General features: G+C 68.3%; 17 protein-coding genes and 1 pseudogene. 6 read left to right on the forward strand and 12 right to left on the reverse strand.

The window, feature by feature from the left end; all coding sequences use genetic code 11:
* Nucleotides 1-289: adenylyl-sulfate kinase (locus tag DJ018_RS14880; RefSeq protein ID WP_133254305.1), on the forward strand; the 289-nt coding region annotated here is incomplete at its 5' end.
* Nucleotides 290-435: 146 nt separating this feature from the next.
* Here the strand turns inward: DJ018_RS14880 and DJ018_RS14885 are convergent.
* Together DJ018_RS14885 and DJ018_RS14890 are read right to left on the reverse strand one after the other, a co-directional pair.
* The gene (locus DJ018_RS14885) at nucleotides 436-1,443 is read right to left on the reverse strand and encodes a zinc-dependent alcohol dehydrogenase family protein (protein WP_111515769.1); all 1,008 of its coding nucleotides are present in this window, start codon (nucleotides 1,441-1,443) and stop codon (nucleotides 436-438) included.
* A gap of 46 nt (nucleotides 1,444-1,489) precedes the next feature.
* On the reverse strand, nucleotides 1,490-2,686 hold the full coding sequence (locus DJ018_RS14890; protein WP_111515770.1) for an MFS transporter: 1,197 nt from the start codon (nucleotides 2,684-2,686) through the stop codon (nucleotides 1,490-1,492).
* A gap of 54 nt (nucleotides 2,687-2,740) precedes the next feature.
* Here DJ018_RS14890 and DJ018_RS14895 point away from each other — a divergent pair, with 54 nt between their 5' ends.
* On the forward strand, nucleotides 2,741-3,148 hold the full coding sequence (locus DJ018_RS14895; protein WP_111515771.1) for a DUF423 domain-containing protein: 408 nt from the start codon (nucleotides 2,741-2,743) through the stop codon (nucleotides 3,146-3,148).
* Here the strand turns inward: DJ018_RS14895 and DJ018_RS14900 are convergent.
* On the reverse strand, nucleotides 3,145-4,347 hold the full coding sequence (locus DJ018_RS14900; RefSeq protein ID WP_111515772.1) for a multidrug effflux MFS transporter: 1,203 nt from the start codon (nucleotides 4,345-4,347) through the stop codon (nucleotides 3,145-3,147). The genes DJ018_RS14895 and DJ018_RS14900 overlap by 4 nt on opposite strands.
* A 96-nt stretch (nucleotides 4,348-4,443) precedes the next feature.
* Between DJ018_RS14900 and DJ018_RS14905 the strand changes: the two genes are divergently transcribed.
* From DJ018_RS14905 to ahpF, 4 genes are all read left to right on the forward strand, one after another.
* Nucleotides 4,444-5,424, forward strand: coding sequence for an alpha/beta fold hydrolase (locus DJ018_RS14905; RefSeq protein ID WP_205853782.1), 981 nt, complete (start codon nucleotides 4,444-4,446; stop codon nucleotides 5,422-5,424).
* Between the two features lie 21 nt (nucleotides 5,425-5,445).
* Nucleotides 5,446-6,426 (forward strand): prolyl aminopeptidase, encoded by a 981-nt coding sequence (gene pip, locus DJ018_RS14910; protein WP_420849526.1) that lies wholly within the window; start codon nucleotides 5,446-5,448, stop codon nucleotides 6,424-6,426.
* A 134-nt stretch (nucleotides 6,427-6,560) separates the two neighbouring features.
* Nucleotides 6,561-7,124: an alkyl hydroperoxide reductase subunit C gene (gene ahpC, locus DJ018_RS14915; protein WP_111515775.1), complete on the forward strand. Its 564-nt coding sequence runs from the start codon at nucleotides 6,561-6,563 to the stop codon at nucleotides 7,122-7,124.
* Nucleotides 7,125-7,213: 89 nt separating this feature from the next.
* Nucleotides 7,214-8,818, forward strand: coding sequence for an alkyl hydroperoxide reductase subunit F (gene ahpF, locus DJ018_RS14920; RefSeq protein WP_111515776.1), 1,605 nt, complete (start codon nucleotides 7,214-7,216; stop codon nucleotides 8,816-8,818).
* Nucleotides 8,819-8,885: 67 nt separating this feature from the next.
* On the opposite strand, the gene rodA is transcribed toward ahpF, so the two are convergent.
* The 9 genes and pseudogenes from rodA to modA form a co-directional block, all read right to left on the reverse strand.
* Nucleotides 8,886-10,040, reverse strand: a complete 1,155-nt coding sequence (gene rodA / locus DJ018_RS14925; RefSeq protein ID WP_111515777.1) for a rod shape-determining protein RodA — start codon at nucleotides 10,038-10,040, stop codon at nucleotides 8,886-8,888.
* Nucleotides 10,037-12,052: a penicillin-binding protein 2 gene (gene mrdA / locus DJ018_RS14930; RefSeq protein WP_111515778.1), complete on the reverse strand. Its 2,016-nt coding sequence runs from the start codon at nucleotides 12,050-12,052 to the stop codon at nucleotides 10,037-10,039. The genes rodA and mrdA (DJ018_RS14930) overlap by 4 nt, the downstream gene beginning before the upstream one ends.
* Nucleotides 12,053-12,109: 57 nt before the next feature.
* A complete protein-coding gene (gene mrdA / locus DJ018_RS14935) occupies nucleotides 12,110-14,074 on the reverse strand; it encodes a penicillin-binding protein 2 (protein ID WP_111515779.1) in 1,965 nt (654 codons plus the stop codon).
* Between the two features lie 10 nt (nucleotides 14,075-14,084).
* Nucleotides 14,085-14,594 (reverse strand): hypothetical protein, encoded by a 510-nt coding sequence (locus tag DJ018_RS14940; RefSeq protein WP_111515780.1) that lies wholly within the window; start codon nucleotides 14,592-14,594, stop codon nucleotides 14,085-14,087.
* 242 nt (nucleotides 14,595-14,836) lie between these two features.
* A pseudogene (gene mreC, locus DJ018_RS14945) lies at nucleotides 14,837-15,865 on the reverse strand (rod shape-determining protein MreC); the annotation flags it as partial.
* Between the two features lie 70 nt (nucleotides 15,866-15,935).
* A complete protein-coding gene (locus tag DJ018_RS14950; RefSeq protein ID WP_012522835.1) occupies nucleotides 15,936-16,979 on the reverse strand; it encodes a rod shape-determining protein in 1,044 nt (347 codons plus the stop codon).
* Between the two features lie 230 nt (nucleotides 16,980-17,209).
* Nucleotides 17,210-17,920 carry an ATP-binding cassette domain-containing protein gene (locus tag DJ018_RS14955; protein ID WP_111515782.1) on the reverse strand — a complete coding sequence of 237 codons (711 nt, stop codon included), beginning with the start codon at nucleotides 17,918-17,920 and terminating at the stop codon, nucleotides 17,210-17,212.
* Nucleotides 17,913-18,581, reverse strand: coding sequence for a molybdate ABC transporter permease subunit (gene modB / locus DJ018_RS14960; RefSeq protein WP_111515783.1), 669 nt, complete (start codon nucleotides 18,579-18,581; stop codon nucleotides 17,913-17,915). Before modB ends, DJ018_RS14955 begins: the two co-directional genes overlap by 8 nt.
* Nucleotides 18,581-19,384, reverse strand: coding sequence for a molybdate ABC transporter substrate-binding protein (gene modA / locus DJ018_RS14965; RefSeq protein WP_205853783.1), 804 nt, complete (start codon nucleotides 19,382-19,384; stop codon nucleotides 18,581-18,583). Before modA ends, modB begins: the two co-directional genes overlap by 1 nt.
* Between the last annotated feature and the right edge of the window lies 1 nt (nucleotide 19,385).

Genomic DNA, 19,385 nt, shown 5'->3' on the forward strand with positions numbered 1-19,385 from the left:
CATCTCGCCGTTCCGCGCCGAGCGGCGGATGGCCCGCGAGCTGCTGGGCGAGGGCGAGTTCGTGGAGGTGTTCATCGACACCCCGCTGCAGGTCGCCGAAGAGCGCGACGTCAAAGGCCTCTACAAGAAGGCCCGGGCCGGCGAGCTGAAGAACTTCACCGGCGTCGACAGCCCCTACGAGCCCCCGGAGAACCCCGAGATCCGCATCGACACCACCCAGCTTACGCCGGAAGCGGCGGCCGAGCTGATCGTGGCGCGGCTGGAAGGCGGCTTCGACCCCGGCATCTAGAGGGCGGCAGGTCAGAGTCGGCCCATCTACACAGCAAGCGGAACCGTAAGGTCCGGACACTGTTAAGTCTGGGTCTGCGACACACAGACGAAGCCCCTCGAGTGAGGCCCGGCGGCCCTGCATTCCGGCCGCCGGGTCAGTACCCGCTAGAATTCCAGAACGATCTTCCCGAAGTGCTGGCCGTCACGCATAGCGGCGAAGGCTTGTTGGGCCTCGGTCCAGTGGAAGACCTTGTCGACCACCGGCTCGATGCGATGCAGCTCGATTGCTCGGCACATCGCCTCGAACATCTCGCGCGAGCCGACGTAGACACCCTGCACCCGCGCCGAGTTGCCGATCAGGGAACCGGGGACGATGCCGCCGCCGCCGGCCGCAACGCCGCCGATCACCGCGATGTGGCCGGCGACGCGCACCGCCTGCAGGCTCTGCTCGATCGTGCCAGGTCCACCCACCTCCAGGATCAGATCCGCGCCGCGGCCGCCTGTCGCCTGACGCACCGCACGCGACCACTCCGCGGTCGTCCGATAGTTGACCAGGTGGTCCGCGCCGAGAGCCTTCGCCCGCTCCAGCTTCTCGTCCGAGGAGGAGGTCACCACGGTCCGCAAGCCTGCCGCGCGGGCGAACTGGAGGCCGAAGATGGACACGCCGCCGGTGCCCAGGAGGACCACGGTGTCGCCCGGTTGAAGGTTGGCATCCACGAACATCGCGCGCCAAGCGGTCAGCGCGGCGCAGGGCAAGGTGGCGGCCTGTTGATCCGTCAGGAAGTCCGGGACCCTGGATACGCCCTGCTCCTTGAGCACCGCGAGCTCTCGTCCGACACCGGGGATCGGGCCGCCCAGGGCCACACCGATCTTCTCCGGCGTCGGGGGGCCGGCGATCCAGTTGGGAAAGAAGTTGCTGACCACCCGGTCGCCGACTGCGACACGCGTCACGCCCTCGCCGACAGCTTCAACGACGCCGCAGCCGTCCGAAAGTGGCACGACCACCCCCTGCGGCTGGCCGTAGCTGCCCCCGATCATCTTCAGATCGCGGTAGTTCAGCGACGCCGCGCGGATCCGGACCAGAACCTCGCCGGCACCGGGTTGGGGATCTGGCGTCTCGACGAGCTGAAGGGCGTCGATGCCCCAGGGTTCGGCCACGTTCAAGGCGCGCATGGATCAGCTCCGGTGAATGGGCCGCTGAATTGGGGCTGTGCGGCGCCTAGCGCAAGCCACCGCCCGCATCCGCTTGTGGGTGCACATCGTCCAGCCGCCGCATGCCGTAAAGGCGCATCGCGCCAATCAGGCCTGCCGCCGACATCCCAGCCATCAGCAGGTAGCCGAGCGCGCCGTGGTGATCGAAGAGCCAGCCGGAGGCCAGCGTCGCCAAGCCGCTGAGGATGCCGCTCGCCAGGGTGGAGTTGATGGTTTGAGCGGCTGATGCAGTCCGTGAGGTGGAAAGCTTGTCGACCAGCTGGAGCGCCGCAAGGAAGGTCGCGGCATAGGTCAAGGTGTGGAGCAGCTGCATCGGGATCACCAGCCATAGCGGCGGCGAGAAGGCCAACACCGTCCAGCGCAGAACGGAAGCCGCCCCGCCAAGCACCAGGAGATTGCGAGGCCCGATCGCCCGCCGCCAGGGCTCCAGGAACCACATGAACAGCACCTCGGCGATGACGCCGCAGCCCCACAGCCAGCCGGTCAGATCCTCGGGCACTCCTTGCTGCTTCCAGGTCAGAGCGGAGAAGCCGTAGTAGAAGGCGTGGGCCGACTGGATCAGTCCGGCCGACACGGCCGCAGTCATGAACACCGGATCGCGCAGCAGGCCGCCCACGCCCGCCAACCGCTCGCGCAACCCATGGGCGCCACCCTCCTCCCGCACCGGGTCGGCCGGCAAGAGGAAGCGGGCGCCGATCGACAACAGCGAGATGGCGGCGAACATCCAGACCAGCACCATCTCGGCATAGCCGCGGGCCAGGATAGCGCCCATGACCACGTTTCCGACGACGAACGCAGCCGACCCCATGCCGCGCGGCAGGCCATAGTTGAAGCCGTCTCGTCTGGCTCGCCGAACCACGATCACGTCAGTGAGCGGGGCTATGGTCGTGAACATGGAGGACGCGGCGAACCAGACCACCATCCAGCCGGCGAGGCCGAGCGGCAGGGCCATCAACGCGTAGGCGCCTGCAACTGCCGCCCCTAGCAGGATCAAGGCCGTCCGACGCAGCCGGAAGCTGTCCGCCCAGACCGCCATCAAGGGCGCGGTGAAAGTTCTCGCGAGCATTGGCAGCGACAGGATCAGGCCGATCTGCGCCCCCGAAAGACCCCGGTGGGCGAACCACACCGGCATGTAGGGCGAGCTGACGCCCAGACCGACGTAAAGGGTCGCGTAGAACAGGCCCAGGCGAACAGGAAGCGGCATGGCCCGGCCTTATAGGGAGTCGCCCGCCGAACCGCGCCGGGTTAGACGCGGTGCATGAGCCGCATCGACACCGCCGCCCATGGCGGACCTTGGTCCCGACGCAACTGGATGACGCTGGCGGCGCTCAGCGGGTTCGTCTCGGTGGCGGTCGGCGCGTTCGCCGCGCATGGCGTGCAGGACCCGAAAGCCGCCGACTGGCTGAGGCTCGGCGCGCAATACGGGTTCATGCATGCAGCGGCCACCTTCGCCTGCGCCCTGTTCATGGAGATCGGCGGGCGCCGAGCCCGCCTGGCGCCCGCCTTCTTCCTCTCGGGAACCGTGTTCTTCTCGGGCAGCCTTTACGCCATGGCGTTCGGCGCCCCGCGCTGGTTCGGAGCGATCACGCCTCTGGGGGGCCTGCTGTTCCTGATCGGCTGGGCGGTGCTGGCTTGGGCCGCGCGCGACATAGATCGGCGAGCTTAAGCCCGCTTCGGCAAAGCCAGGAAGCGCAGCGCCGCCGCCGATCCCGCCAGGCAGATCAGCATCACCGCCGCCATTGGACGGGGCGTTCCGTCATGCAGGACGCCCGCAGCCCAGGAGGCCACGGCGCCTGCGCCAAACGAGACGCCGCCCAGCAGGGCCGAAATCGAACCGGCGCGGCGGGGATCCACGCTCAGCGCGCCGGCCATGGTGTTGCCGCCCATGAAACCGTAGCTGCCCAGCACAAGGAACAGCAGGGGCAGCACGCTCCACATCCCGCCCAGGCCGCTGAAGGAGGCGATCGCCAGCAGGACGGCCGCGCCCACCGCCACCAGGCTGGACGTGGCCAGCACCTGATCCGGCGTGCGTCGGCGCAGCAGCAGACGGTTCAGCTGGTTGGCCCCGATGATCGCGATGGAGTTCAGGCCGAACACGATGCCGAATGCGGCGGGCGGGATCCGGTAGGTCTCGATCAACAGTTCGGGCGAGGCGGCGATGTAGGTGAAAAGGGTCGCCCCGTTCAGCGCGCCCGCCAAGCCGTAGCCGACGAGACGGCGCTGCTTGAGCAGGGCGGCATAGGCCTTCAGCGGGTTCTCGGAACGGGCGTGCGCCGCTGTCTCCTCTGACCGGCTTTCCTGAAGTCGGAAGAAAGCGGCCAGGGACACCAGCACGCCGAAGGCGGTGATGAACCAGAAGATGGTCCGCCAGCCGCCGAACGTCAGCAACAAGCCGCCGCCTAGGGGCGCTAGGATGGGCGCCAGGCCCATGATCAGCATCAGCAGGCTGAGCATGCGCGCCGTTTCGGTGTGATCGAACCGGTCGCGCACGATGGCCCGCGAGACCACCTGGCCGGCGCAGGCGCCGCACGCCTGGATGAAGCGGCTGGCGATCAGAGCTTCGACCGAGGTGGCCATTGCGCAGGCGGCGGAGGCGATGATGAAGATCACGGCGCCGATGAGAATGGGCGCCCGTCGCCCGAAGCGGTCAGACGCCGGACCGTAGAGGAACTGGCCCACCGCCATCCCGGCCAGAAACGCCGACACCGTCGACTGGGTGGCGCTGGCCGACGCCCGCAGGTCTGCGCCGATGGCCGGCACGCTGGGCAGGTACATGTCGATCGCGAGCGGGCCCATTGCGGTGAGCGAACCCAGCAGGACGACAAGGCCCCAAGGGGTGCGATCGGATCGTGCGGCGGCGGTCATGGGCTCCTTACAACCCGCGGAGCGCGTTCTGTCTCCACCAGCGTTCCGTTGGCAGGCGTTTTCCTGCCAACATGAGACCAAAGGGAGCCACTCTCGATGTCAGCACTCGGAACTGAGATGCCGCCGGTCGCCTATGCGCCGGTGAACGGGATCGAGCTGGCCTACTACGAGTCGGGACCGCGGAGGGGCGTTCCGCTCATCCTGTGTCACGGCTTTCCCGAGCTCGCCTTTTCCTGGCGCCACCAGATCAAGGCGCTGAGCGCGGCCGGCCGTTGGGTGGTCGCACCGGACCAGCGCGGCTACGGGCTCAGCTCACGACCGGCCTCAGCCGAAGCCTATGACATGGAGCACCTAACGGGTGATCTCGTTGGGCTTCTGGACCATTTGGGCGTTGAGAAGGCGATCTTCTGCGGCCACGACTGGGGTGGGCTGCTGACCTGGCAGATGCCGCTGATGCATCCGGGCCGCGTCGCCGGCGTGATCGGGCTGAACACCCCGTTCCTGCCGCGCAGCCCCATCGACCCGATCGCAGTCATGCGCACGACCATGGGTCCCGACATGTACATCGTCTGGTTCCAGACGCCGGATGAGCCGGACGCGGTGCTAGCCGCGGACGTGGAGAAGACCATGCGCTTCTTCATGCGCCGGCCCGCCGCCCTCAAAGAAGGGATGAAGGCCGAGCACGGACGCTCCAGGTTCGCGTTCCGTCCGTTGATCGAGAAGTTCGATTCGGCGAACACCCAAGGTCAGTTCCTTTCGCCAGAAGAGCTGGCGGTGTTCGTCGAGGCGTTCCAGCGAACCGGCTTCACCGGCGGCATCAACTGGTACCGGAACCTCACGCGGAACTGGGAGCGGTCAGCCGGGCTTCCCAACCACATCAAGGGGACACCCTGCCTGATGATCACGGCTGAGAACGATCCGGTGCTTCGGCCGGCCATGGCGCTGGGCATGCCCCTGCTCGTTTCGGACCTCGAGACGCACATGATCCACGACAGCGGCCACTGGACCCAGCAGGAGAAGCCTGAGGACGTAAACCGGCTGATCCTCGACTGGATGGACCGCCGCTTCCCGAAGTAGATTGCTGGGATGGAACGCAACATGCCCCTGCCCGCGGTTTCCGCGACCAACAACCGCCGCGGGCTGTTCCCGGACAACGACCCGTTCAGCTCCGGCTGGCTCTCCACGGGCGGTCCGCACGAGATCTACTACGAGGAGTGCGGCCGGCCGGACGGGAAGCCCTGCGTGATCCTGCACGGCGGACCGGGCGGCGCGGTCAATCCGACGATGCGGCGCTTTTTCGATCCGAAAAAGTGGCGCATGGCGCTGTTCGACCAGCGCGGCTGCGGCCGCAGCCGGCCGAACGCATCGCTGGACGACAACACCACCTGGTCGCTGATCGAGGACATCGAGCGGCTGCGGGAGCACCTGGGCATCGAGAAGTGGACGGTGTTCGGCGGGTCCTGGGGCTCCACCCTCGCGCTGGCCTACGCCATCACCCACCCGGAGCGGGTCGAGGGCCTGGTGCTGCGCGGGATCTTCCTGCTGACCGAGCGCGAGCTGCGCTGGTTCTACCAGGACGGCGCGTCCTTCCTATTCCCCGACGCCTGGGAGCGGTTCTGCGCGCCGATCCCTGCGGCGGAGCGCGGCGACATGATCGCCGCCTACCACAAGCGGCTGACGCACCCGGATCGCGCCGTTCAGGCGGAGGCGGCCGCGGCCTGGAGCCAGTGGGAAGGCGACACGATCTCCATCCGCGGCCCGGAGGCGCGGCCTTCGAAGTTCAACGAGATCGACTTCGCGATCGCCTTCGCACGGATCGAGTGCCACTTCTTCGCCAACGGCGGCTTCTTCCCCGAAGAGGGCTGGCTGCTGAAGAACGCCGACAAGCTGAAGGACATCCCGGGCTGGATCGTCCAGGGGCGGTTCGACGTAGTGACGCCGCTGGAGAGCGCCTGGAAGCTGCAGAAGGCCTGGCCGGCGGCGCGGTTCGAGATCGTCTGGGACGCTGGACATGCCTCGACGGAGCCGGGGATCATCGACGCCTTGGTTCGGGCGACGGAGCAGGCGTTTGGCCGTTAGGTGCTGGATCTAAAAGACAAACCTCCGCGGCATATAGGTCATAGATAATTTCGATGGATGCGGCGCAGCAAAATCAATTTTGCTGATGCGAGATGCGCCCCTAAATGATGCCTTCCTCAATCGGGAGTGCATGCATGTCTCTGATCAACACCACTGTGTTGCCGTTCACGGCTCAGGCCTACAAAGAAGGCAAGTTCGTCGCCGTCAGCGACGCCGACCTGAAGGGCAAGTGGTCCGTCGTCTTCTTCTATCCCGCCGACTTCACCTTCGTCTGCCCGACGGAGCTGGAAGACCTGGCTGACAACTACGAAGAGTTCCAGAAGCTGGGCGTCGAGATCTACTCGGTCTCCACCGACACCCACTTCTCGCACAAGGCCTGGGCCGACACCTCCCCGGCCATCGGCAAGATCAAGTACACCATGATCGGCGACCCGGCCGGCGTGGTGACCAACAACTTCGGCGTGATGCGCGCGGGCCAAGGTCTGGCCGACCGCGGCACCTTCCTGGTCGACCCGGACGGCGTCATCCAGTTCACCGAAGTGACCGCCGAAGGCATCGGCCGCAATGCCGCCGAGCTGCTGCGCAAGGTCAAGGCCGCCCAGTACGTCCGTAACCACCCGGGCGAAGTCTGCCCGGCCAAGTGGGAAGAAGGCGAGAAGACCCTCGCTCCGTCCCTCGACCTCGTCGGCAAGATCTAAGCTTTCCGCACGACCGATCGGCGTCGCCGCCTCCGCAACCGGAGGCCGGCGGCGCCGGTTCTTTGCCCCACATTCAACCGGAGCCGCCCATGTTGGACGCCAATCTCAAGGGTCAGTTGAAGACCTACCTCGAGAACCTCCGCCAGCCGATCGAGCTGGTGGCGTCGCTGGACGACGGCCCCAAGTCCCGCGAGCTCCTCGAGCTGCTCGAGGACATCGCCGCCCAGTCGGACAAGGTTTCCGTCGTTCGCAAGGACGATGACGCGCGCAAGCCGTCCTTCGCCATCGTCCGCCCCGGCACCGACATCTCGGTCCGTTTCGCGGGCCTGCCCCTCGGCCACGAGTTCACCTCGCTGGTGCTGACCCTGCTGTGGGTCGGCGGCCATCCGCCGAAGGTGGAAGCCGACGTCATCGAACAGGTGAAGGCGCTTGAAGGCGACTTCCAGTTCGAGACCTATTTCTCGCTGTCCTGCCAGAACTGCCCGGACGTGGTGCAGGCGCTCAACCTGATGAGCGTCATCAACCCGCGCATCCGGCACGTCTCCATCGACGGCGCCCTGTTCCAGGCCGAAGTCGAGCAGCGCCAGATCATGGCGGTGCCGACGGTGATGCTGAATGGCGAAGCCTTCGGCCAAGGCCGCATGTCGCTGGAACAGATCCTGGCCAAGATCGACGTGGGCGCCCTCGCCCGCGAAGCCGAGAAGATCAAGACGAAGGACGCCTTCGACGTCCTGGTGATCGGCGGCGGCCCGGCCGGCGCCGCGGCGGCCATCTACGCCGCCCGCAAGGGCATCCGCACCGGCCTGGCGGCCGAACGCTTCGGCGGCCAGGTGCTCGACACCATGGCCATCGAGAACTTCATCTCGGTGCCGCACACCGAAGGCCCGAAGCTCGCCACCGGCCTTGAGCAGCACGTCAAGGACTACGACGTCGACGTGATGAACCTGCAAAAGGCCGCCAAGCTGATCCCGGCCCGCACGCCGGGCGACCTGATCGGCGTCGAGCTCGAGAACGGCGCGGTGCTGAAGTCGCGGACCGTCATCCTGTCCACCGGCGCCCGCTGGCGGCAGATGAACGTTCCGGGCGAGGACGAGTACCGCAACAAGGGCGTGGCCTATTGCCCGCACTGCGACGGCCCCCTGTTCAAGGGCAAGCGCGTGGCGGTGATCGGCGGCGGCAACTCCGGCGTGGAAGCGGCCATCGACCTGGCCGGCATCGTGGCTCACGTGACGCTGGTCGAGTTCGACAGCCAGCTGCGCGCGGACGCCGTGCTTCAGCGCAAGCTGGCCAGCCTGCCGAACGTTCGGATCGTCACCTCGGCGCTGACCACCGAGGTGAAGGGCGACGGCTCAAAGGTGAACGGGCTGGTCTACAAGGACCGCAACACCGGCGAGGTGCACAACGTCGACCTGGAAGGCGTGTTCGTCCAGATCGGCCTGGTGCCCAACACCGAGTGGCTGAAGGACTCCGTGGCCCTGACCCCACGCGGCGAGATCGAGGTGGATTATCGCGGCGGCACCAGCATCCCCGGCGTGTTCGCCGCGGGTGACGCCACCACCACGCCCTACAAGCAGATCGTCATCGCCATGGGCGAAGGCGCGAAGGCCTCGCTATCGGCCTTCGACTACCTGATCCGCCAGCCCGCGCCGCAAGAGGCCAACGAGCCGGCAGATATCGGTCAGGCCGCAGCCTGACCGAGAGTTCCAGTCTGTAAGCGTAAAGAGGCCGCCCGCCACAAGCGGGCGGCCTTTTCCGTTCGGGCTAGACCAGCGAGCCTTTGCCGCTGGTAACTTCCGAGTAGCGGTGCACCCGCACGGATTGGACGAGGCCGAAGCCGATCATCACGGTCAGCATGACGGTGCCGCCATAGGACAGCATCGGCATGGGCACGCCCACGACGGGCGCCAGGCCCATGACCATCGCGCCGTTGATCAGCACGTAGAGGGTGAAGGTCGCCATGACCCCGGCGGCCGCCAGCCGGCCGAAGTGGCTGTGGCTCACGTAGGCGGTGCGCAGCCCCATGAAGATGACGGCGGCGTAGAAGGCCAGCACCGTCACGCAGCCGACGAAGCCGAACTCCTCCGCCAGGGTGGCGAAGATGAAGTCGGTTTGCTTTTCCGGCAGGAAGTTGAGCTGGCTCTGCGAGCCGAGACCATAGCCCTTGCCCAGCAGGCCGCCCGACCCCAGCGCGATCATGGATTGAAGGATGTGGTAGCCGGAGCCGGACGGGTCGTTTTCCGGGTCCAGGAAGGTCAGCACGCGCTTGCGCTGATAGTCGTGCATCACGAACATCACGAAGGGCGGGATGGCCACCAGGGCGGCCGTGATGCCGGCGATGATGATCCGCCAGGACAGGCCCGCCAGGACGACGATCGCCGCGCCGGTCATGGCGATCAGCATGGCGGTGCCCAGGTCAGGTTGGTGCGCCACCAGCAGCACCGGCACCCCGATCATGGCGGCCGGCACGAGCAGCCACCAGGACAGCCGCGCCCGGTCGGCCGAAGCGCCATGGTAGTAGCGGGCCAGAGCCAGCACGATCCCGAGCTTCATCACCTCGGACGGCTGGAAGCTGAAGCCGCCCACCGAGAGCCAGCGTTGGGCGCCGAGGCGCACGTCCCCGACGGCTTCCACGGCCAGCAGCAGCAGGAGCCCGAGCCCATAGATCGGGTAAGCCAGGGCGAACCAGACACGCAGGTCGACCATCGCCAGCATGATCATCATGGCGAAGCACAGGCCGAAGCGAGCCAGGTGCTTGGCCGCCCACGGATCCCAAGATGAGCCCGCGATGGAGAACAGCATCAGGGCGCCGGAGCCGGCGATCAGAAAGAGGGTCAGGCCGAAGACCCAATCCACTTCGCCGAACTTGACGATAAGCCGGTCGCGTTCGCCGGGGCGAGTGAGCGCCGAAACGGTCATGTGGGAACACCTGGAGGCGTGTTGGAGGCCGGCGCGGCGGCCGGCGTAAGCTGGGGCGGACCCGGCGCGTTGATGGTCTCGTCCGGCACGCTTTCGCCGATCTCTGGCGCGATCTCCGGCATGGGCATCGGCTTTTCGATACGCGCGCGGATCTCCGGATCCTTGAGCAGCGCCGTGCGCATGATCTCGCGCGCCCGGGGCGCGGCGGCGGTGGAGCCGCCCATGCCGTGCTGAACCACCACGGCCAGGGCGTAGCGCGGCTGATCGAGGGGGGCGAAGGCGACGAACAGGCCGTGGTCGCGCAGCCGCCACGGACCGCCCTTACCGCGATTGCCGCCCTTGTCGTAGTTGCGCACCTGCGCCGTACCGGTCTTGCCGGCCATCAGGATGTCGCCGAGGCCGAGCTGACTGGCGCGGAAGGCGGTGCCGCCGGCTTCGGTCACCGCGGCCATGCCCCCGCGGACGTATTCGATGTGTTCGGCCGCGAACGGCAGGTCCGGCACGGCGGCGCCGGAGGGCAGTTCCTGGCCGCCGATCGACTTGATTAGACGCGGGTTCAGGGCCTTGCGCCCGTTGGCCAAGCGCGCAGTCATGACGGCGAGCTGCAGGCAGTTGGTCTGCAGATAACCCTGGCCGATGCCGTAGCTGAGGTTTTCGCCGGGATACCAGATCTGCTCGGCGCGCGGGCGCTTACGGAAGTATCTGGCCTTCCACGCCTGATCGGGAACCGTGCCCTTCTTCTGGCCGCTGATGCCGATGTCGAAGAGCTGGCCCAAGCCGAACTCGCGGGCCACCTTGGCGATCCGGTCGGGCCCGATCCGCAGGGCCACGGAGTAGAAGTAGACGTCGCAGGAGTTCTTGATGGCGTCCCGCATGTTCTGCATGCCGTGGCCGCCCTTCTTGTGGCAGTGGAAATACCGCCCGCCGAAGTACATGCCGCCGCCGCAGCCCACGCGCCCTTCCGGGTCGATGCCGGCTTCCAGCGCGGCCAGAGCCGTCATGGTCTTGAAGGTGGAGCCGGGCGGATAGAGCCCCGACAGCGCCTTATCGAGCAGCGGCTTGCGCTCGTAGTTGGCGAGCTGGCGGTACTCCGCTCCGGTCAAGCCGCGCACGAACCGGTTGGCGTCGAAGCTGGGGGCCGAGGCCATGCAGATGATGTCGCCCGTGCGGCAGTCCATCATCACGGCCGCGCCGCTCTCCTCCCCGAAGACCTCCAGGGCGCGGTTCTGCACGTCCACGTCGAGGGTGAGCTGGATCTCCTTGCCAGGGATGGCCGGGATGTCGCCCTCGGTGTGGTGGCGCACCTCTCGCCCGTTGGCGTCCACTTCGACCTTCTGGGCGCCGGGACGACCGCGCAGGTCGAGATCGAAGGCCTTTTCGATGCCTTGCTTGCCGATCCGGAAACCCGGATGGAGCATGATCGGGTCGGCGTTCGGGCCTTCCGGCTTGATGTCTTCCTTGTTGACCTTGGCCACGTAGCCGATGACGTGGGCGAAGGCGCCGCCGTGCGGATAGACGCGAACCTCGCCCATGTCGGCGGTCACTCCGGGCATGGCCGGCGCGCGGACGTGGATGGCCGAGAACTGTTCCCAGCTCATGTCCTCCATGATCGACACCGGAGCGCGCTTGGGCGCGCGGGAGATCTCCCGCAGCAGCCGCTCGTGGCGGTCCTGGTCGATGGGCACGAAGTTGGCGAGCGTCTTGAGCGTGCCGTCGGTGTCGAGATCCTTGTCCCGGTGGACCAGCAGCCGGAAGTTCGGTCGATTGGCCGCCAGCACCGCGCCGTTGCGGTCGAGGATCAGGCCGCGCGGCGGCGGCACCAGCTTGAAGTTGAACTGGTTGGAGACCGCCATCTTCTCGTAGCGCTGGGTCTGCGCCAGCTGCAGATAGGCGAGCCGCCCGGCCAGGGCCGTCAGCCCAAGGCCGGCGAAACCGCCCAGCATGAAGGCGCGGCGGTGGAACTCGCCCTGCCGCTCGTTGACCTCTGCGAAGAAGATTGCCGGTTCAGCCATTGCGCCCCAACCCTGGCGAAGAAGCCGTCCCGAGCCAATGCGGCATGAAGGCGGCGATCATGCGAGCCCTCCCGTCGGGCCAGGCGCGATCACCGTGGGCGGCTCGGGAATGCGATCACTGTCGCTGGGATCGTCGGGGATCTGCGGCATCGGCATGGGTTTTTCGACGCGCGCCCGGATCTCCGGATCCTTGAGCAGGGTGGTGCGCATGATCTCGCGGGCGCGGGGCGCGGCCGCCGCGCCGCCAAAGCCGCCGTGCTCGATCAGCACGCTGATGGCGTAGCGGGGATCGTCATAGGGCGCATAGGCGACGAACCAGGCGTGGTCGCGCAGATGCCAGGGTCCGGCGGTTCCGTGCACGCCGCGCCCGCCGTTGTAGTTGAAGCCCTGGGCCGTGCCGGTCTTGCCGGCCATCTTGATGTCGCCAAGCCCCATGTCGGCCGTGGCCTTGGCCGTGCCGATGGTGGTGACCGCCTTCATGGCATCGCGCACGAACTGGATATGCGCCTTGTCCACCGGCAGGTCGCCAAAAGCCGAGCCGACGGGCAGCTCCTTGCCGCCGATCGATTTGACGAGGCGCGGATGAAGCGCCTTTTCGCCGTTGGCCAGCCGCGCGGCCATGACGCACAGCTGCAGCGGGTTGAGATGGGTGTAGCCCTGCCCGATGCCGAAGGACGGCGTCTCGCCCGGATGCCACTTCGGGTCCTTCTTGAAGACCCGCTTCTTGTAGGCGGTGTCGGGCACGAGGCCCTTCTTCTGGCCGGGGATGCCGATGTCGAACAGATCGCCCAGGCCGAAGCGGCGGGCCATGTCGGCGATCTTGTCCGGCCCGACGAACAGGGCGCACTGGTAGAAGTAGATGTCGCAGGAGGTGGCGATGGCCGTGTGAAGGTCCTGGGCGCCGTGGTGCTCGTCGCAGTGCCAGACCCGTCCGCCCCAGGCCCAGGCCTTGTTGCAGACGTGAACCGTCTTGGGATCGTAGCCCGCCTCCAGCGCCGCGAGGGCGACCATGGTCTTGAAGGTCGAGCCCGGCGGATAGGTCGCGGTCAGCGCCTTGTTGAACAGCGGCTTGCGTTCGTAGTTGGCGAGCTGGCGGTACTCGGCGCCCGACAGGCCGCGGACGAAGCGGTTGGCGTCAAAGCTCGGCCCCGAGAACATGCACAGGATGTCGCCCGAGCGGCAGTCCATGACCACGGCCGCCCCGCTCTCGTCCCCGAACACCTCCATGGCGCGGTTCTGGATGTCGGCGTCCAGGGTGAGCTGGATCTCCTGGCCCGGAACGGCGGGGATGTCGCCCTGGGTGTCCTCGCGCACTTCGCGGCCGTTGGCGTCGACCTCGACCTTGTGCGCGCCGGGCTTGCCGCGCAGCTGCAGGTCGAAGGCTTTCTCCACGCCCTGGCGGCCGATGCGGAAGCCGGGATTGAGGAGGATGGGATCGGCGTTCGGCCCGACGGGCGCCAAGTCTTCCTTGTTGACCTTGGCCACGTAGCCGATGACGTGGGCGAAGGCGCCGCCGTGCGGATAGACCCGCACCTCGCCCATGTCGGCGGTGACGCCCGGCAGTTCCGGAATGCGCAGGTTGATGGCCGAGAACTGCTCCCAGCTCATGTCCTCCATCACCTGGACGGGGCTGCGCTTGGGGGCGTTGGAGATGTCCCGGAGCAGGCGCGCCTGGCGGCTGTCGTCGAGGGGCACGAACTCGGCGAGGGTGTGAAGAGTGGCCTGGGGATCAACGCCCTTGTCGCGGGCCACCAGCAGGCGGAAGTTCGGACGATTGGACGCCAGAACCACGCCGTTGCGGTCGAGGATCAGCCCGCGCGGCGGGGGCACCAGCTTGAAGTTGAACTGGTTGGATACGGCAAGCTTTTCGAACCGCGCCGTCTCCAGAAGCTGGAGGTAGGCCAGCCGCCCGGCCAGGCCCAGGACGCCCAGCCCTGCGACGCCGCCCATCATGAAGGCGCGGCGGTGGAACTCGCCCTGCCGCTGGTTGACCTCTTCGAAGAAGATTGCCGGCTCGGCCATGGCTGTGCGCCTAACGGAACCTCACGTCCGCATCCTCGTACATGTCGATCAGGCGGTGCGCGAACGGATAGAGGATGATGGTGGCCAGGAACTGCCAGGCCACGGAAACGAGGCTGGGGGCGGCCTTGGCGTGCATCATCACGAACAGGTAGCCCGCGGCCATCGCAGCGCCGGTGACGATGGCGTACCAGGCCCAGAGCATGACGCGGCTCTGGCCGGCCATCATGTTCCGGCCGCCCAGGACCATGCCGTAGGCCAGCAGGAAGCACATGGCCCACAGGCCCATGCGACCGCCCCAGAAGATGTCGCAGAACAGGCCGATCAGCAGCACGCTCATCGGCGCCAGGACCGAGGGGCGGATCACCGCCCAGGCGAACACCACCGGCATGGCGAACAAGGGCTCAGGCAGCTGAAGCCCGAAAACCCGCAGCGGCACGCCGAACAGGACCGTCGCTCCGAGGACCTGCAGCAGCGGGATGCCTAACCAGCGCCAGGGCTCGAGCGAACGGGCGGCGCTCAATGGGGCGGCTCCTCAGCCGGAGCGGCGGCGGGCCTCGGCGTTGCGGGACGCGCGGCGGCGCCGGTGCTTGCGGCCGGCGGACGCGAGGCGGCGGGGCGCGGGGCGCCGGATGTGGTCGCAGCTGGACGCGGGGCGGCAGGACGGGCCGTGGCGGCCGAGCCGGAGGCCGCGCCTGCCGCCGGACGGGTCGGCGCCGGCGCAGCGGTGCGCGGGGCGGGCTGGGCGCCTGCGGCGGCCGGAGGGCGCGGCGCAGGCGTTGCGGCGCCGGCAGCGGGCGCGGCCGATCCGGCCGCCGCGGGCGGAACCGCGCCGGGGGCCGTTCCCGGCTGGGCCGCGGTGGGACCCACGACGGTGGGCGCGATGATGGTCGGCGCGCCAGGCGTCGGCGGGGGAACCGGCATCTGGTCCAGCTCGGCGCGGTTCACGATGGTGGTGAAGTCGTCGAACAGCAGGATGCGCACGAAGTCGATGGCGGCGCGGTCGGCGGCGAGCACCACCCGCCACTTGTTGTCGAGCCCCTTGACCACCACGCCCACCGGCAGGCCGCGAGGCATGACGCCGCCGTCGCCGGAGGTGAGGACGCGGTCGCCTTCCTTCACCGGATCCTGGCCGCGCAGGTACTCCAGGCGCGGGTTCGGTCCGCCGTCGCCCGTCAGGATGGCGCGGGCGTTGGTGCGGTCGATCATCACCGGGGTGCGCGACGCGACGTCGGTGAGCATGAGCACGCGGCTGGCGCCGTTGCTGATGCCGATCACCCGGCCCACGAGGCCGTTCTCGCTCATCACCGGGTGGCCGACCTTGACGCCCTTTTCTCGACCGGCGTTGGCCAGGCGGGTGTTGGCGAACGGTCCGCGGCTGTCGGTGACGATGCGCGCCGCGACCATGGGGATCGGCGGGTCGGTCTTCAGCCCCAGCAGGGTGCGATAGCGCTCGTTCTCGTCCTTGAGCGCGGTGGCGACGTCCCGCCACTGGCGCATCTCCTTGAGCTCCGCCTTGAGGCGGCGGTTCTCGGAGACGGCGAAGAAGTAGCCGCCGATGCTCTGCACGCCGGCGCCCGTCCAGCGGCCGGGGGCGGACAGCACGTCGCCCACCGGCGCCAGCACGCCGTCGCTCATCGAGCGGGTCGCGCCATAGGCTTCCGCCCGGAAGGTCTCGCGCCGGTCCGAGACGACCAGCGCAATGGCCACGATCGCAGCCACGACCAGCGCCACAGCCGCCGTCCAGGTCAGCGGGACCTTGAGCTCACCGAACTGGCTGTCCCGTAAGGACATCTAACTCACCGCCCCCCGCGGCATCGAACAGCCCCCGCCGCCCCGAACCCGCGCGCTTGCGCCGGGGTTTCTAGGCCAGGGTGGATTCCAGGACGCCCTTCATCCACTTCGGATGCTCGAGCACCTTGCCGCAGCCCAGGGCCACGCAGGACAGCGGATCGTCGGCCACGGTGACCGGCAGGCCGGTGTGGTCGCGGATCTCGGCGTCCAGGCCGCGGAGCAGCGCGCCGCCGCCGGTCAGCATGATGCCCTTGTCGGCGATGTCGGAGGCCAGTTCCGGCGGCGTGGCTTCCAGCGCCATCTTCACCGCGTCGACGATCTGGCCGACCGGCTCGGAGAGGGCGTCGGAGGCCTGCTTCTCGCTGATGCGCACTTCGCGCGGCACGCCCTGCATCAGGTCGCGGCCCTTGACCTCGATGGACAGGCCCTCGCCGTCGGCCGGAGCCCGGGCGGTGCCGATTTCCTTCTTGATGCGCTCGGCGGTGGTTTCGCCGATCAGCAGGTTATGGTTGCGGCGCATGTAGCTGATGATCGCCTCGTCCATCTTGTCGCCGCCGACGCGGACGGAGCGCGAGTAGACGATGCCCGACAGCGACAGGACGGCCACCTCGGTGGTGCCGCCGCCGATGTCGACGACCATGGAGCCGGTGGGCTCGTGGATCGGCAGGCCCGCGCCGATGGCGGCGGCCATGGGCTCGTCGATCAGGCCGACGCGGCGGCCGCCGGCGTTCAGGCAGCTGTCGTTGATGGCGCGGCGCTCGACGGCGGTGGCGCCGGACGGCACGCACACGATCACCTTGGGGTTCACGAAGCCCTTGCGGTTGTGAACCTTGCGGATGAAGTACTTGATCATCTCTTCGGCGACTTCGAAGTCGGCGATGACGCCGTCACGCATCGGGCGGATGGCTTCCATGTGCCCGGGGGTGCGGCCCAGCATCTGCTTGGCCTCGATGCCCACGGCGTGGACCACCTTGCGGCCGCCGACGTTGCGGAGCGCGACCACCGAGGGCTCGTTCAGCACGATCCCCTTGCCCTTCATGTAGATCAGGGTGTTCGCGGTTCCGAGGTCGATGGCGATGTCGTTGGAGATCGCGCCGAAGAGGGAAGAGATCATGCAAAGCCCTGATGCGTGGGGGCGGAAACCATGTGTCCGCCGTCGGTCGGAAGCGAACTGATTGACGCCATATATTGCGTCGAGTCGCTACGTTCTTGCTGGCGGGCGTGACTGTCCCTCTGCCCTGCCCCACGGGCGAATTCAAGGACCAATCGGCCCGCTGCGCTTTCGCGTCGCGCGCGAGAATTAAGCTTGAGCTGCGCCTTAGGATCGCCGCGACTCGGCGCCCATCAGCCCTCGCCGAATACCAACCTTTGCGCGAGGGGGTCGCGCAGCACCTGCGAAGGGGCGCCGGCGAGACGCACAACTCCGTTGTCCAACAAGGCGATACTGTCGGCGAGCCGCTCAACTTCCTCGACGTCGTGGGTCACCAGCAGCATGGGGATCGCGAGGCCCTGGTGAAGCTCGGCGATCTGCGCCTGCAGGCTTGCGCGGGTGCGACGATCCACCGCCGAGAAGGGCTCGTCCAACAAAAGCACCTGCGGCTCGCGCGCCAGGGCCCGGGCGATGGCCACCCTTTGCCGCTGGCCGCCGGACAGCGCGGACGGCTTGCGCCCTTCGAGTCCCTGCAGATGCACGCGGGTCAGGAGCTCGGCCGCGCGGGCGGCGCGCTCGGCTTTCGGATGGTGGCCCATGGCCAGGGCGACATTCTGCAGGGCCGTGAGGTGGGGGAACAGGGCGTGTTCCTGGAACACCAGGCCGACGCGCCGGCGGTGCGGGGCGAGGTTCACGCCTGAGGCCTTGTCGAACCAGGTCGAGTCGCCGCAGCGGACATGGCCGGCGCCCAGCGGATGAAGGCCGGCGATGGCGCGCAGCAGCGTCGTCTTGCCCGCGCCCGACGGGCCGACCACGCCCAGCAGTTCCCCCGGCGCGCAGGAGAGCTCGAGCTCGAGCGGAATGGGCGCGGTCTCCCGCAGCTGGACGTCGAGACCGTCAGCCATGGCGGCGGCCGACCCGACCCGTTGCGCCGTAGGCGGCGGCGATGGCCACGACGGAGACGCCCAGCAGTACGGCGCTCATCACCCCGGCAGCCTGGGTGTCGAAGGCCTGGGTGCGATCGTAGACGGACAGCGCCAGGGTGCGGGTCTCACCCGGAATGGAGCCGCCGACCATCAGCACGACGCCGAACTCACCCATGGTGTGGGCGAAGGTCAGGGCGAAGGCGGACAGCACGCCGGGCCAGGCAAGGGGCAACTCCACCGCCCAGAAGGTGCGCCAGGGAGACAGGCCGCTGACCCACGCGGCCGGCCGCACGTCGGTCGGAAGGGCCTCGAAGGCCCGCTGCATCGGCTGCACGGCGAACGGCAGGTTGAAGATCACCGAAGCGGCGAGCAGCCCTTCGAAACTAAAGGCCAGGGGATGGCCGAACAGGCGCGTCCAGACCGCACCTAGGGGCGAGGCGCCGCCCATCAGCGTAAGCAGATAGAAGCCCAGCACCGTGGGCGGCAGCACCAGGGGCGCTGCGACCAGCGCTTCGACGAGGCCCCGCGCCGGCACGCGTCGGAACGCCAGGGTGCGGGCGAGAAGCAGGCCCGCGGGAAGCAGCACGGCCGCCGTCCAGGCGGCGAGCTTCAGCGAGACGGCGAAGGCGTCCCAATCCATCAGGCGGAGAAGCCGTAGCGCCGGAGGATGGCCTTGGCTTCCTGGCCCTGGAGGAAGGCATAGAAGCGCTCAGCCGTAGGGCCTGCGCCCTTCATCAGAACCATCCGCTGGCGCAGCGGCCTGTGGCGATCGGCGGGAATCAGCACGAAGCGACCTGCCGCCTTCACCTGCGGCGTCGAGGCCAGGGACAGAGGGATGATCCCGCCCTGGGCGGAGCCTGAGGTGGCGAACTGCGTGGCCTGGGACACGTTCTCGCCCAGCACGAGCTTGGGTTCGACCGCCGGCCACACGCCCGAAGCGTGGAGGGCTTCCCGCGCGGCGCGGCCATAGGGCGCGTGCTCGGGGTTGGCGATGGCGAACTTCATGAGCCGGCCGTCGCGCGCGGCGGCGCCGACGTCGCGCAGGCTGGGGTCGAGCTTCAGTCGCGACCCACGAGGCACGAAGAGCCCGATGCGCCCAACGGCGTAGAGGGCGCCACCGTCTCGCGTGCGTCCGGCGGCCTGGAGCTGCTGGACATAGGCCTCGTCCGCGGACAGGAAGAGCTCGAAGGGCGCGGCGTTGCGGATCTGCTGGGTGAAGTTCCCCGACGATCCGAAGGTCACCCTCACCTGCTGGCCGGTTTTGCGCTCAAAGGCGCGGACCACCTCGGGAAGGGCCGCGGACAGGTCCGAAGCGGCGGCGATGGGCGGCCGCTCGGCCGCCCAGGCGGTCGAGTTCGAGAAGGCCGCCGCCGCCACGGCCATGAACTGGCGCTTGGTCCACCGCATCGGGGTCACATAAGCCCACACCCAGCGCAGCGCCAAG

This window comes from Phenylobacterium deserti (assembly GCF_003254705.1).
Classification (GTDB): Bacteria; Pseudomonadota; Alphaproteobacteria; order Caulobacterales; family Caulobacteraceae; genus Phenylobacterium; species Phenylobacterium deserti.

Excerpts from the sequence above, each read along its gene's own strand:
- ahpF (WP_111515776.1), top strand. The coding sequence starts at position 7,214 with ATGTTGGACGCCAATCTCAAGGGTCAGTTGAAGACCTACCTCGAGAAC.
- DJ018_RS14890 (WP_111515770.1), bottom strand. The coding sequence starts at position 2,686 with ATGCCGCTTCCTGTTCGCCTGGGCCTGTTCTACGCGACCCTTTACGTC.
- rodA (WP_111515777.1), bottom strand. The coding sequence starts at position 10,040 with ATGACCGTTTCGGCGCTCACTCGCCCCGGCGAACGCGACCGGCTTATC.
- pip (WP_420849526.1), top strand. The coding sequence starts at position 5,446 with ATGCCCCTGCCCGCGGTTTCCGCGACCAACAACCGCCGCGGGCTGTTC.
- ahpC (WP_111515775.1), top strand. The coding sequence starts at position 6,561 with ATGTCTCTGATCAACACCACTGTGTTGCCGTTCACGGCTCAGGCCTAC.
- mrdA (WP_111515779.1), bottom strand. The coding sequence starts at position 14,074 with ATGGCCGAGCCGGCAATCTTCTTCGAAGAGGTCAACCAGCGGCAGGGC.
- DJ018_RS14955 (WP_111515782.1), bottom strand. The coding sequence starts at position 17,920 with ATGGCTGACGGTCTCGACGTCCAGCTGCGGGAGACCGCGCCCATTCCG.
- DJ018_RS14905 (WP_205853782.1), top strand. The coding sequence starts at position 4,444 with ATGTCAGCACTCGGAACTGAGATGCCGCCGGTCGCCTATGCGCCGGTG.
- DJ018_RS14950 (WP_012522835.1), bottom strand. The coding sequence starts at position 16,979 with ATGATCTCTTCCCTCTTCGGCGCGATCTCCAACGACATCGCCATCGAC.
- mrdA (WP_111515778.1), bottom strand. The coding sequence starts at position 12,052 with ATGGCTGAACCGGCAATCTTCTTCGCAGAGGTCAACGAGCGGCAGGGC.
- modB (WP_111515783.1), bottom strand. The coding sequence starts at position 18,581 with ATGGATTGGGACGCCTTCGCCGTCTCGCTGAAGCTCGCCGCCTGGACG.
- DJ018_RS14895 (WP_111515771.1), top strand. The coding sequence starts at position 2,741 with ATGAGCCGCATCGACACCGCCGCCCATGGCGGACCTTGGTCCCGACGC.
- DJ018_RS14900 (WP_111515772.1), bottom strand. The coding sequence starts at position 4,347 with ATGACCGCCGCCGCACGATCCGATCGCACCCCTTGGGGCCTTGTCGTC.
- DJ018_RS14885 (WP_111515769.1), bottom strand. The coding sequence starts at position 1,443 with ATGCGCGCCTTGAACGTGGCCGAACCCTGGGGCATCGACGCCCTTCAG.